Source organism: Deinococcus sp. HSC-46F16 (genome assembly GCF_024171495.1).
In the GTDB taxonomy this organism is placed as follows: Bacteria; Deinococcota; Deinococci; order Deinococcales; family Deinococcaceae; genus Deinococcus.
Map to the genome: position 1 here is coordinate 5,001 of NZ_JALJZW010000004.1, position 12,387 is coordinate 17,387.

Here is a 12,387-nt window from a genome sequence, read left to right on the forward strand (position 1 = left end):
TCAGGGCTGAGATTGGACAACACCTTCTTCTGGGCCGCGTTGGCGGGCGCGTCCTGACGGTCGTAGGCCGTCTCGCCGTACTGCTCGGTCAGGGCCGCGAAGCGCTGGGAAGGTGTCTGCCCCGTCCTCGCCGTGATCTCGGCAGCGAGGAGGCCGGGAATGATCCCGTCCTTGTCAGTGCTCCACGCGCCGCCGTCCATCCGCAGGAAGCTCGCACCCGCGCTCTCCTCTCCCCCGAAGCCGAGCGAACCGGTCAGCAGGCCGTCCACGAAGTACTTGAAGCCCACGGGGACCTCGACCAGCCGCCGCCCCAGGCCCGCCGTCACCCGGTCGATCAGGGCGCTCGACACCAGCGTCTTGCCCACGCCCGCGTCCGCGCTCCAGCCGGGCCGGTTCTGGAACAGGTAGCCAATCATCACCGCGAGGTAATGGTTGGGGTTCATCAGCCCGTCGGCGGTGACGATGCCGTGGCGGTCAGCGTCGGGATCGTTGCCCACGGCCACGTCAAAGTCGTCCTTGAGCCGCAGCAGCCCGGCCATCGCGTAGGGGCTGGAGCAATCCATCCGGATCTTGCCGTCGCGGTCGACTGGCATAAAGGCGAAGCGGGGGTCCACCGTCTCATTGACGATGGTGAGGTTCAGGCCGTGCGCGTCCCGAATCGCCTCCCAGACGGGCAGGCTGGCGCCACCAAGGGGATCGACGCCCAACCGCACGCCGCTCTCGCGGATGGTGGCGAGATCCACGACCTGATCCAGTTCGGCCACGTAGGGGGCCACGAAATCGAACGGCTCCAGCGCGGCGAGGGCGTCGTCCAGGCCTACCCGCCGCACGTCCCGCAATCCCCCTTCCAGCAGCGCGTTGGCCCGTGCCTGCACGCCTCCCGTCACGTCCGTATCGGCGGGGCCGCCCGAGGGCGGGTTGTACTTGAAGCCGCCGTCCCGCGGGGGGTTGTGGCTGGGGGTGATGACGATGCCGTCGGCGGTCCCGTCTCCCCCGGCGCGGTTATGGTTCAAGATCGCGTGGCTGATCAGCGGCGTAGGTGTGAAAAAGCCCGGCTGGGCACGCACGCGCACCCCGTTGGCGACGAGGACTTGCAGCGCCGTCATCCACGCGGGTTCGCTGAGGGCGTGCGTGTCCAGGCCCAGGTACAGCGGCCCGGTGATGCCTGCCGCCGCCCGGTGCTCCGCGACGGCCTGCGAGACGGCGAGGATGTGCGCCTCGTTGAAGGAGCCGTTCAACGACGTGCCCCGGTGCCCGCTGGTGCCGAAAGACACGCGCTGCGACGCGTTCTGGGGGTCGGGTCGGGTCTCGTAGTAGTGGGCCACCAGGCGCGGAATGTTGGTGAGCAGCGAGGGCGGCGCGGGCTGCCCGGCGAGGTCGTGGAGGGTCATGTTCCGCAGTGTAAGCACCCCGTCCCCGCCGGAGCCTGAGCCGAGACAGGGTGAATCTTGGCGCAAAAGCCCTCTCCCCTTCCCTGCTACCCTCGGCCCATGCGCGAGTTCCTGAACGACTGGTGGCGGCTGCTCAAGCTGATCGTCCTGTCACTGGCGGTCCCGGTGGTGCTGTGGCTGCTGCTGGTATGGACGGGCGTGCTGCGGTAGGACAAGGTGGAGGACGGCGGGTTCGACCTCGCAGGGGCGCGGGAAGCGGCCGCACAGGGCCGTCTGGCCGGGTGGGTGGACCTGCACCTGCGGCAGCCGGGCGGCAATCCGGCGCTGGCGGATGGGCTGAGGCTGGCGCCCCGCCTCTGGGAAGGACCAATTCAGGTGCGTCTCTCCGCTCTGGAACGGTGCTGTGGCCCCGAACCGGGGATGGAATACCCCGAGCCCACCGGAAGCTGGAAAGCCCGCGTGCTGGCCCTGGCCGCGCATGTCGGTGCGGGAGGCCGCCTCGCGCCCCTGATCGTGCAGCGGCGGGGCGGCATCCTGTCCGTGCGGGACGGCAACCACCGGCTGGGTGCCCTGGAATCCCTGGGAGAATCTGCGGCGTGGGTCCTGATCTGGACGGATGCCCCGGCAGGTTGACCCCCTGCCCCCGCACACTGGAACCGCTCCCAACGCGGGGTTTCGGTGCGGGCGTGTTAGCTTCCCCCCATGACGGGCAAGCAGAAGGGGCAGGCGGGCACGCAACCGGGGCCGGGCCGGGCGAACAGTTTCGAGCATGCGCTGGTGCTGGAAACCGCGCGGGTGACCGAAGGCGCGGCGCTGGCCGCGAGCCGCTGGGTCGGCATGGGCGACAAGAACGCGGTGGACGGCGCGGGCACCGAGGCGATGCGCGAACTGCTGAACTCGCTGGACATCCGGGGCCGGGTGGTGATCGGGGAAGGCGAGATGGACGAGGCCCCGATGCTCTACATCGGCGAGGAGCTGGGGCGCGGGCAGCACGAGGTGGACATCGCGGTGGACCCGGTGGAGGGAACGTCCGTCACCGCCAAGGGCCTGCCCAACGGCCTCGCGGTGATCGCCCTGTCCGAGCGCGGCGGCCTGATGCACGCGCCCGACTGCTATATGGACAAGCTGGTCGTGCCGCCCCCCGCCGCCGGACGGGTGCACCTCGACTGGCCGGTGGAGGCCAATCTCGCCGTGCTCGCGCAGAGCCTGGAGCGCGACGTGGAGGACCTGCTCGTCACGATTCTCGACCGTGAGCGGCACGCCGACCTGATTCGTAAGGTGCGGGCGGCGGGTGCCCGCGTGAAGCTGATCGGGGACGGGGACGTGGTTGCCAGCCTCGCCGTGGGCGTGCGCGGCACCGGGGTCCACGCGCTGATGGGCTCGGGCGGCGCTCCCGAAGGGGTGCTCTCGGCGGCGGCGATGAAGTGCCTGGGCGCCGAGATCCAGGGCCGCTTCATCGCCGAGGACGACGCCATGCGCGAGCGCTTCGCGCAGATGGGCGTGGACGAGAAGAAGGTCTACCGCACCGACGAACTCGCGCCGGGGGGGCAGATCGTCTTTTCCGCGACCGGCATCACCTACGGCGAACTGCTGAGCGGCGTTCGGCGCTTCGGCGGCGGCGCCCGCACGCACACCCTGGTCATGGGCTACGCCACCCGCGTGGTGCGCTTTATCGACACGGTGCATCTGGAGGACGACTCCGCCCGCGTCACCATCCGCGTCTGATCCGGTGGCCGTCCACTCCGTTCTCCCACCCAGGAGCACCGATGGGAGAACTCCTTTCCCGGCAACCGTTTTGTTCCTGCCCGCTCCGCTCTGGTTGAACGGTGACAACACCTGTTCAACCCGAATCCTTCTGACCCTTCCGGCCAGCGTTCAGGGTAATGGATCGCTTAATGTTGAACTATCTGCTTGGGGGGAGTAGGCTGAGGCCATGACGAACCCTGTGCGGATGACGATCCTCTACTACTCGACCTACGGCACGAACTACCAGATGGCGGAAGTGGCCGCCGAGGCCGCCCGCGAGGCCGGGGCCGAGGTGCGGCTGGTCAAGGCCCGCGAGACGGCCCCGCAGAGCGTGGTGGACAGCCAGGAGGCGTGGAAGGCGCAGCAGGAGCGCACCGCGCATATCCCCGAGGCAACCCCCGACGACATGCAGAACACCGACGCCATCCTGATCAGCACGCCCACCCGCTGGGGCGGCTCCGCGAGCCAGCTCCGGGTCTTTATCGACACGCTGGGCGGGCTGTGGGCCTCGGGGGCGCTGGCGGACAAGACCTTCAGCGTGATGACGAGCGCCCAGAACCCCAACGGCGGGCAGGAAACCACCATCCAGACCCTGTACGTCATGGCCGCGCACTGGGGCGCGATCATCGTGCCCCCCGGCTACACCGACCCCGCGATCTTCGCCTCGGGCGGCAACCCCTACGGCGCCAGCGTGACCGCTAACGGCCAGCCGCTGAGCGAGGAGGACAAGGCCAGCATCCGCCACCAGGCCCGCCGTCAGGTTGAGGTGACCCGCAAGCTCAAGGGCTGAGGCGAGGGTCCAGACAGGCGCTCCGGGGAGGACCCGGGGCGCCTTTTGCTGTCCCTACCGGGGATAGAGGTCGCGGAAGTACGGTCCTTGCGATTTTGCCTGGGCACGCAGGGTGGCGAGGGGGAGCGTGACCGTCTCTGCGCATGCGGCCACGACGTGCGGCAGGCCCGTGGGTGTGAGCGCCAGCCCCTGCGGGGTGAGGTGGGCTGTCAACTCCAACCCGTCCCCCGTCAGCACCTCCCGGCACTCGGCGTCCGCGCCGCTGCGGGCGAGGTAGAGGGTGGACAGACGCGCGGGCGTCAACCCCGGCCAGATCGCCGTGACCGGCACCGGGCGGCCCGTGGCCCGGTCGAGGATCAGGCCCACGTCGAAATTGTCGGGGTGGGCGCCGCCGCAGTAGTAGCCCGCATTCTCGAACAGGCTGACGAGGTGGGAGCGCAGGAGGGTCACCTGAGCCTCCACCCCGTAGGCGTCCTCGCCCGACCCCTCCAGCCCCGCCCGGCAGTCGAGGGCATTCGCAGCGTGTTCGAGCTGCCGGTCTTGCAGGGCCGCGTTCAGGGCGGCGCTCCCGCCCGGCACGCGCGGGGAGTGCACGCCGCTCAGCGGCTCCCGGACGCGGGCACCCCCGGCCTCTCGCACCCAGGCCCGGTTGAGCTTGAGGAAGGTGAGGGGATCGGAGCCTCGCAACCGCCGCAGGCCGGGGGAGTCGGGGAGGTTGAGGGGCAGGCGCGTCACGTCCAGTGGGGCGAGCGAGACGGGGAGGGTCCTCCGCCCGTCCGGGCTTGTCCAACTTCCCCGCAGTCCTGCCCCGGCCCGTTCGAGACGCAGGCAGCCCGTGACCTTCGTGCCCGCGAGCGTCCAGACTTCCTCGCGCAGCAGCAGGACTGTGCCCGCGCGGCCCGGCTTCAGGCGAATATTGACGCCGAAGCGTTCGTAGAAGTAGCGGGCGGCCTCGCCGTCGTCGCGCGGACCCAGTTCCAGGGCGACCGCCTGTCCCCCCAGCGTGCCGTGGAAGACTCCCGACTTGACCCAGGACGGACTTCCTGCCTCGCCCCCGCACCCGCCCTGTGCCGCCGCCGTCCCCAGGAGAGCCAGACCCACCGTCGCCATCACGCCTCGCATGGGGCCAGCCTACCCGCCCCGCACGTCGAAGGTGCCCGAGCGCAGCAGCGCGGCCTCGCCCTCTCCGAAGGGACTGTGCGCCCGCGACCAACGCACCGCCGTCCCGATGTCATAGGTCACGGCGCGGAAGTCTGCGGTCCAGCGCCCCGAACGGCACTCCAGCAGGGTCCAGCGGGCGCGAGGATCGCCGTCTACCTGATCGCTGACGGCCCCGGCGTTCACGACCAGCGTGTCCCCTACCCGCGTCGCGCCGGGACGATGGGTGTGGCCGCACAGGACCACCTCAGCCGCGAGGGGGGCGACGAGGGCACCCAGTTCGCGGGGCTCGCGGGCACGGTAAAAGCCCCCGCCTGCCGCGTCCGATTGCCAGACCCACAGCAGGCTGTCCCAGGCGCTTTCCGGCGTGCCGTGGCAGGCAAAGACGCGGCCACCCAGCGTGCGGGCGGTCAGGGGCAGGGCCGCCAGCCGCGCCCGCGTCGCCGCGTCCAGTTGCGTCTCCAGCCACGCGCCGTACTCGCGGGCGAGGGGCGAGCGCCGACCGCCCGGCCAGAACTTCTCCTCGTTGTTGCCGCGCACCTCCAGCGCCCCGGCCCGCGCCAGTTCGTGCTGGAGGGCGGCGGCGCGGGCGGGGTCGGCCGATCCCTCCACCTGATCGCCCAGATTGATCACGAGGTCGGGCGACTCGGCCCGCACCTCCCGCAGCACCGCCTCCAGCGCCGGGGCATTGCCATGAACGTCGCTGAGAACGGCCAACCTCACCCGCGCAGGCTACCCCGTTCCCGGCCCCGGTAGCATGCGGCCCATGAGCATCCTTCCCGACTGGCGCATCCGCGAGCTGGCCCACGCGGGCATGATCACCCCCTTCGAGGACCGGCTGGTCCGCACCGCCGAGCAGGGCCACGTGATCAGCTACGGCCTGAGCAGCTTCGGGTACGACCTGCGCTGTGCCGACGAGTGGAAGGTGTTTACCAACGCGCACGGCAACACCATCGTGGACCCTAAGGCGTTCGACGAGCGGGCTTTTATCGACATCACGGCGCCGGAGATCATCATTCCACCGAACTCGTTTGTTTTGGCCCGCAGCGTGGAATATATGAAAATCCCGGAGAATGTCATGGTTGTCGCGCTGGGAAAAAGCACGTATGCCCGCGTGGGCATCGTGGCCAACGTGACGCCCCTTGAACCCGGCTGGGAAGGCCACGTCACGCTGGAATTCAGCAACACCACGCCCCTCCCCGCCAAGATGTATGCCTTCGAGGGCTGCGTGCAGCTCCTCTTTTTCGAGGGCGAGCGGCCCGAAGTCACCTACGGCGACCGGGGCGGCAAGTACCAGAGGCAGCAAGGTGTGACCCTGCCCCGGCTGTGATTCGCCCGCGCACCCTGGCCGACCTCGCCGCGCTGGAGCGGGCGCTGCGGGCGGTGCATGAGGGGGACGGGTACCCGACGGTCTGGCCGCACGACCCCGGGGCGTTTCTGAGCCCGCCGTCGGTGGGCGCGTGGGCGGCCGAGGCACAGGGGCAGGTGGTGGGGCAGGTCATCCTGCGCCCGGTCCCCGACTCCACCCCCGGCTGGGTGACGGCCACCGGACTCGCGGTTCCGGAGGTGCTGATCGTCTCCCGGCTCTTCGTCGCTCCGGGAGCGCGGGGGCAGGGGCTGGCGCGGAGGCTCTTGCACGCTGCCTGGCAGGAGGCGCGGGAGCGCGGCAAACAGGCCGTTCTCGACGTTCATCACCGGAATCTGGGGGCCGTCCGGCTCTACGAGGCCGAGGGGTGGAGACGCGTCGCCACGGTGGGCGGCGACTGGACCGACCCGGACGGCACGGTTCCCCAGGTCCACGTGTATGTCGCGCCGAGTCCTGCCGCGCCATCTCTAAACCCGACTTGAGGTTTTCTGCGGCTCCTTCCCCACCTGGGCTGTCAGGCTCGGGACATGCCAGACCAGGACGACAAGAACAAGGGCCACACCAGCCAGCCCGGCGAGTACGAGCGCAACGGGCAGGAAGTCCACGAGCGTGACAAGGACGGCAAGCCCTCCTTCAAGGGGGTCAACGACCGTGAGGCCAAAGGTGCCCGCAACACCGAGCACGACGGCCACAAGGAGTCCAAGGACGTTGAGGAAGCCCGCAGCGTCCCCGCGAGCAACCAGGGCTGAACGCGGTCACGCCGGGGGCCAGGCTCATGGGTCTGGCCCTTCTTCATGCCGGACTGGAGGGCTCTCCATGACCACCGAAGCCTCTTGCCCCACCCCCGGCGTGCTGGCCCTCGCGGCGCTGTTCGTCGGGGCAGGCATCCTGCATTTCGTCTCCCCGCGCCCCTTCGACCGGATCGTGCCGCCGGGGCTGCCCTTCCCCGCCCGGACAGCCACCCTGCTCAGCGGCGCGGCGGAGGTCGCGGGTGGGCTGGGGCTGCTGCACCCGGTCACCCGGCCTGCGGCCCGCTGGGGCCTGCTCGCACTGCTGGTCGCCGTCTTTCCGGCGAACGTCGATATGGCGCAGCACCCCGAGCGCTTTCAGCCCCTGCCGGGGTGGGCGCTGTGGGCACGCTTGCCCCTTCAGCCGCTGCTGATGTGGGCGGTCTGGCGGGCCGGACGCCGCCGACTGGAATAAGGAAGCCGCCCACCTCTCAACGGGTGGGCGGCTTCCCAGGAAGGTCTTACGTGGTGCGCGGGGGCTGGGGAACCTGAAGGTCGCGGACTTTTTGTCTGGGCACGCTGATCACGCCGAGCTTCGGCAGAACCCAGCGGTCCAGGCCCCACCATCCGGCCACCCGCCACGCCAGCACCAGCCAGGTCGCCAGGATGAACAGCAGAGGGTTGCTCGACAGGGTGCCCGCAAGCAGGAAGTTGGCGTTCATCAGGCCGCCGAAGAAGGCGGCGATGCCCGTCAGCAGGCCCAGGATCAGGGCGATGCCCACCGCCGTCTCCCCAAAGGCGACGAGGTAGGAGAACAGGGTCGCGTTGGGCAGGGCGACGTTCTCGATAAACGAGCCGTACCAGCCCGACACCGAGGGCCGCTCGCCCGTGGTCTTGGCCAGGGCACCTTGCAGGAAGCCCGTGACGGCGGTTCCGGCCTGTGGGCCGACCCAGGCCGGGTCGGTGACCTTGTGCCAACCGGCGTTCAGCCACTGCCAGCCGACGTAGATGCGCAGCAGAGCCCACAGGGGCGCGAGGCGGGTGTCGGCGAAGAGAAACTGCGAGATGCCGGGCTCGGTGACGATGCGGGTGGGAGCAGATGCCTGGGCAGTCATGAGCGTCCTCCTGAAACCGGGGAATGGGGGGCCAGTCGATCAGGGAGATTGGTCCGACTCGGAACCAACCTGTGTGGACAGGTTCGCCCGGCCCCATTACGGCCCCATTACGTCCCGGCAGTGAGCGGCTCCAGAGCCCCCCGCAAGTCGGGCGGCAACGGCACGGGCCGTCTTGTCTCCCGGTCCACGTACACGTGCACGAAATGCCCCTGGGCACAGGCCGTATCCTCCCCCTCCCGGAACACGGCCAACTCATACCGCACGCTGCTGCGCCCCAAGTGCGCCACGCGCACGCCCACGCTGAGGAGGTCCGGGAAGGCCGCCGGGGCGAAAAAGGCGCACCCCGTCTCCACGACCAGCCCGATGACGGCCCCCGCCTGCACGTCCAGCGCCCCCCGTGCGGCGAGGTAGCTGTTCACGGCGGTGTCGAAATACGCGTAATAGGTGACGTTGTTGACGTGCCCGTACACGTCGTTGTCGGCCCAGCGGGTCGGGGTGGGGTGGTGGTGGGGGTAGCGGGCGCGGCCATGCGGGGCGGGGCGGGTCATGCGGGCAGCGTACCGGAGCCGTTCGGGGGCCAGAGCTGTTCGGGGGGCAGGGACGACCCGGCCGGACCGGGACGCCCCCGCGTTAGATTGCCCGCATGAGCAAGGCAGACACTCTGGTCATTACGGCGGCGCGGCGCACGCCCATCGGCAGCTTTCTGGGCACCCTCGCGGACGTCTCGGCGGTGGACCTCGGCGTGACGGCGACGCGGGCGATTCTGGAGGGCGTGAACCCGGACGAGGTCGCGGACGTGATCGTCGGCAACGTGTTGCAAGCCGGGCAGGGCATGAACGTGGCGCGGCAGATCGCCATCAAGTCGGGCCTGCCGCAGCATGTGCCGGGGCAGACGGTCAACCGGGTGTGCGGGTCGGGCCTGCAGGCGGTCGTGAGCGCCGTGCAGGGCCTAAAATCGGGCGACGGCCAGCTCTACCTCGCGGGCGGCACCGAGAGCATGAGCGGCGCCCCCTTCCTGCTTCCCCGCGCCCGGCAGGGCTACCGCCTGGGGCACGCGCAGGCGATCGACTCCATCCTCTCGGACGGCCTGACCGACGTGTTCCACGACGTGCACATGGGCATCACCGCCGAGAACATCGCCGAGGACTGGAACCTCTCGCGCGAGGAGCAGGACGCCTTCGCGGTGGAAAGCCAGCGCCGGGCGGCGGCGGCCATCGAGTCGGGGGCCTTCGTGGACGAGGTCGTGCCGGTGGAGGTTCCCGGCAAGAAGGGGCCGACCCTGTTCGAGAAAGACGAGTACGTGCGCCCCGGCACCACTGCCGAGACGCTGGCAAAGCTCAAGCCCGCCTTCAAGAAGGGCGGCACGGTGACCGCCGGAAACGCCTCGGGCCTCAACGACGGCGCGGCGATGCTGGCCGTGACCACCGAGGGCTACGCGCAGGCGAACGGCCTGCCCATCCTGGCCGAGATCACGAGCTACGCGGCGATCGGCGTGGACCCCCGCATCATGGGGATTGGCCCAGCGAAGGCGGTGCCCGTCGCGCTGGAACGGGCAGGCATGGGCGTGGGTGACGTGGACCTCTTCGAGCTGAACGAGGCCTTTGCCGCCCAGAGCCTCGCGGTGGTGCGGGACCTCGGCGTGGACCCCGCGCAGGTCAACGTGACGGGCGGGGCCATCGCGCTGGGGCACCCCATCGGGGCGTCGGGCGCCCGCGTCCTCGTGACCCTGATTCACGCGCTGCGCCGCTCGGGCAAGGAGACCGGGGTCGCCAGCCTGTGCATCGGCGGCGGCATGGGGATCGCGATGGTGGTGCGGGCGCGGAGCTGACGCCGGAAGTACGCGGGGCGGAAGGGGCCATGTCCGGCCAGCTTCCGCCCCGCACCCGTTGCGCAGCCTACTCGCCGGAGTCGCCCAGCCGCAGCCGCAGGGCCAGCCCCGGCGCGGTCCGGCGCAGGTGTCCCAGGAGCGCCGCGATCAACAGCACCAGAGACGACATTTCCAGCAGCTCCTCCACGGCGATCAGCGACACCATCTGAAGCTGCGCCGCCCGGCCCAGGCCCTCTCCCGCCGCTCCCGCCTCGATGCGGGCCTCGAAGACTTCCAGGCCCAGCGCCCCCAGCACGTACAAGCCACCCGCCAGGAGCAGGGCGCGGCGCAACCCTGCGGGAAGGTGGCGCAGGAACCGCACCAGCAGCACGCCCACGCCCAGCACCAGCAGGCCGTAGGGGATGACCCAGGCGTAGTACAGGAATCCGCCCAGACCCAACAGGGCGCGGATGGGCGCTCCCAGCTTGTCGTGCAGGGCGAAGTACTCGTCCAGCGTCAGGAAGAGCGCCAGCGCCGCCAGCCCGGTCCAGGTGCGGGCGAAGGGGTCACCGCGCCGCCGCGCCACCCGGCCCGTCAACCACAGCGTCACCGCGGCGAGCAGCAGCAGCAGGGTGTTGTAGGTGGAAGGGATGTTGTACTCGCCGTAGAGGTTGGTGCCCGCCGAAAACTCGGGGTGGTGAAAGCCGGGAAGCAGAAGGGGGCCGAGCTGTCCCAGAAGCCCGGCGGCGATCACCAGCACGACCCCCAGGGCGAGCGCGAGGACCAGGGGCCGCACCGGAACCCGGACCTCGACCGTCCCTGGGTCGGGGGCGGTGCTCCTGCCCTCCGGGCGCGGCACCGGGGACGAAACAGGATCAGAACGGCCGAGCATGCCTTTCCTCCGGGGGGCTTCTCCTGCTGATGAGGATGCCGATGAGAGTTCTGTGGACCGGGGCGTGGCCCTGAGTGTATACCACGCCCCCCGCCCTTACCCTGTTTCCATGACCCCCGACGCCCCGACGGCGCTTTTCCAGGCCATTTACGCTGGCAACGAAGACGAGGTACGGCACCTGATCACGGCCGAACCCGAACTGCTCACGGCCCGCAGCCCCAGTGGCCTGTCCCCGGTTCTCTTCGCGGCCTATTACGTGCGCCCCCACATCGTGCGGATGCTGGTGGGGGCCGGGGCACCGCTCAGCGTCTACGAAGCGGCGGCGGCTGGGGAGGTGAGCGCCCTCAAGGCCCATCTGGAGGCGGACCCGGCCCTGGTCAATGGCCTCAGCCCCGACGGCTTCTCCCCGCTGGGGCTGGCCGCCTTCTTCGGACACGGGGAGGCCGCCGCCGAGTTGCTGGAACGCGGGGCCGACGTGAACCGCCCCAGCGAGAACGCGCTGCGGGTGCGGCCCCTGCACTCGGCCGTCGCCGGGAACCACGTGGCCCTCGCCCGGCGGCTGATCGCGGCGGGGGCAGACCCGAACCTCGCGCAGGAGGACGGGTTCACGCCGCTGCTGGCCGCCGCGCAGGGCGGCAACGCCGAGGTGGTCGAGATGCTGCTCGCGGCAGGCGCCGACCCGGCCGCCCGGACCGCTGACGGCCGGGACGCGGCCGGGCTGGCCCGCGAGGAAGGGCACCTGGCGCTGGCCGAACGGCTGACCCGGCCCGCCCCATGAGCTGGCCCGCCCACGAGCCTCAAGGAAGCCGGAATTGCGGTGACCGGGGACGCGGGCGGACACTGGACCCATGACAGACCCCCGAGATGGCCGCCCTGACGAGGACCGCGAGCGCCAGACCCCGATGCCCGTGAACGAGCTGACGGGCCAGCCGGACCCCCGCACGGGCTTTCAGACCCATGATCCCAAGGACGTGCATCAGGATCTCTACACCACCACGCCCACCCAGGACCGGGTGGCCAGCGCCGACGAGGGCAAGGGCGTGACGATGCCTGCCGTCGACCCCGGCGCCGTGACCCACCAGTTCGATCACCTCGCCACCCGTGACCCGGAAGCGATGGAGCATGCGCCCCAGGCCCCCGAGTTCGCCGGTGCCGAGACGGTGGCGGGCATCGGGATCGACAGCACGGTCGTCGACCGCATGGTCCCGGCGGGCGTCGATGCGGGCGTCAGCGCCAGCGTGGTGAGCAATTACGACCGCATCGGCGGGGCCACCGACCCCAACCCCGGCTACGTGCCCCCCAGCCAGCAGACGGTGCCCCACCTCGGCGAGCAGCCCGGTGACCTGCCGTCCGGCGCCCCCGCCGAACTGCGCGAGGACGTGGAAGGCCGCTGA

16 protein-coding genes (1 of these 16 cut by a window edge) are annotated in these 12,387 nt (G+C 70.6%); 10 read left to right on the forward strand and 6 right to left on the reverse strand.

Translation table 11 applies throughout. From position 1 onward, the window contains the following. A protein-coding gene (gene pgm / locus L1280_RS09320) for a phosphoglucomutase (alpha-D-glucose-1,6-bisphosphate-dependent) (RefSeq protein ID WP_253581857.1) crosses the window boundary here: on the reverse strand, positions 1-1,391 show its 5' portion. The gene continues 253 nt to the left of window position 1, outside the view; 1,391 of the gene's 1,644 nt are visible here — the first part of the coding sequence; the start codon lies at positions 1,389-1,391; its stop codon lies beyond the left edge, outside the window. 216 nt (positions 1,392-1,607) lie between these two features. Between pgm and L1280_RS09325 the strand changes: the two genes are divergently transcribed. The 3 genes from L1280_RS09325 to wrbA all read left to right on the forward strand — a co-directional run bounded on the left by L1280_RS09325 (position 1,608) and on the right by wrbA (position 3,927). Further along, a complete protein-coding gene (locus L1280_RS09325) occupies positions 1,608-2,024 on the forward strand; it encodes a hypothetical protein (protein WP_253581858.1) in 417 nt (138 codons plus the stop codon). Between the two features lie 69 nt (positions 2,025-2,093). After that, positions 2,094-3,116 (forward strand): class II fructose-bisphosphatase, encoded by a 1,023-nt coding sequence (gene glpX, locus L1280_RS09330; RefSeq protein WP_104991212.1) that lies wholly within the window; start codon positions 2,094-2,096, stop codon positions 3,114-3,116. Between the two features lie 208 nt (positions 3,117-3,324). Beyond that, a complete protein-coding gene (wrbA, locus tag L1280_RS09335) occupies positions 3,325-3,927 on the forward strand; it encodes an NAD(P)H:quinone oxidoreductase (protein ID WP_253581859.1) in 603 nt (200 codons plus the stop codon). A 54-nt stretch (positions 3,928-3,981) separates the two neighbouring features. Here wrbA and L1280_RS09340 read toward each other — a convergent pair whose 3' ends face one another. Further along, positions 3,982-5,049 (reverse strand): hypothetical protein, encoded by a 1,068-nt coding sequence (locus L1280_RS09340; protein ID WP_253581860.1) that lies wholly within the window; start codon positions 5,047-5,049, stop codon positions 3,982-3,984. A 9-nt stretch (positions 5,050-5,058) separates the two neighbouring features. Beyond that, positions 5,059-5,808: a metallophosphoesterase family protein gene (locus L1280_RS09345; protein ID WP_253581861.1), complete on the reverse strand. Its 750-nt coding sequence runs from the start codon at positions 5,806-5,808 to the stop codon at positions 5,059-5,061. 43 nt (positions 5,809-5,851) lie between these two features. On the opposite strand from L1280_RS09345, the gene dcd reads away from it, so the two are divergent. The 4 genes from dcd (at position 5,852) to L1280_RS09365 (ending at position 7,654) form a co-directional block, all read left to right on the forward strand. Further along, positions 5,852-6,415 (forward strand): dCTP deaminase, encoded by a 564-nt coding sequence (gene dcd / locus L1280_RS09350; RefSeq protein WP_253581862.1) that lies wholly within the window; start codon positions 5,852-5,854, stop codon positions 6,413-6,415. Beyond that, a complete protein-coding gene (locus tag L1280_RS09355) occupies positions 6,412-6,933 on the forward strand; it encodes a GNAT family N-acetyltransferase (protein ID WP_253581864.1) in 522 nt (173 codons plus the stop codon). The genes dcd and L1280_RS09355 overlap by 4 nt, the downstream gene beginning before the upstream one ends. A gap of 45 nt (positions 6,934-6,978) precedes the next feature. Continuing rightward, the gene (locus tag L1280_RS09360; protein WP_253581866.1) at positions 6,979-7,200 is read left to right on the forward strand and encodes a hypothetical protein; all 222 of its coding nucleotides are present in this window, start codon (positions 6,979-6,981) and stop codon (positions 7,198-7,200) included. A gap of 67 nt (positions 7,201-7,267) precedes the next feature. Beyond that, entirely contained in the window at positions 7,268-7,654 is a 387-nt protein-coding gene (locus L1280_RS09365; protein WP_253581868.1) for a hypothetical protein, read from the forward strand. Positions 7,655-7,700: 46 nt separating this feature from the next. On the opposite strand, the gene L1280_RS09370 is transcribed toward L1280_RS09365, so the two are convergent. Then, a complete protein-coding gene (locus L1280_RS09370; protein WP_253581870.1) occupies positions 7,701-8,294 on the reverse strand; it encodes a TQO small subunit DoxD in 594 nt (197 codons plus the stop codon). Between the two features lie 107 nt (positions 8,295-8,401). After that, the gene (locus L1280_RS09375) at positions 8,402-8,842 is read right to left on the reverse strand and encodes a thioesterase family protein (protein WP_253581872.1); all 441 of its coding nucleotides are present in this window, start codon (positions 8,840-8,842) and stop codon (positions 8,402-8,404) included. A 95-nt stretch (positions 8,843-8,937) separates the two neighbouring features. Between L1280_RS09375 and L1280_RS09380 the strand changes: the two genes are divergently transcribed. Continuing rightward, on the forward strand, positions 8,938-10,122 hold the full coding sequence (locus tag L1280_RS09380) for an acetyl-CoA C-acetyltransferase (protein ID WP_253581874.1): 1,185 nt from the start codon (positions 8,938-8,940) through the stop codon (positions 10,120-10,122). Between the two features lie 67 nt (positions 10,123-10,189). On the opposite strand, the gene L1280_RS09385 is transcribed toward L1280_RS09380, so the two are convergent. Further along, a complete protein-coding gene (locus tag L1280_RS09385) occupies positions 10,190-10,993 on the reverse strand; it encodes a hypothetical protein (RefSeq protein WP_253581876.1) in 804 nt (267 codons plus the stop codon). Between the two features lie 109 nt (positions 10,994-11,102). On the opposite strand from L1280_RS09385, the gene L1280_RS09390 reads away from it, so the two are divergent. Beyond that, a complete protein-coding gene (locus tag L1280_RS09390; RefSeq protein ID WP_253581878.1) occupies positions 11,103-11,771 on the forward strand; it encodes an ankyrin repeat domain-containing protein in 669 nt (222 codons plus the stop codon). A gap of 70 nt (positions 11,772-11,841) precedes the next feature. Further along, positions 11,842-12,387, forward strand: coding sequence for a hypothetical protein (locus L1280_RS09395; RefSeq protein WP_253581880.1), 546 nt, complete (start codon positions 11,842-11,844; stop codon positions 12,385-12,387).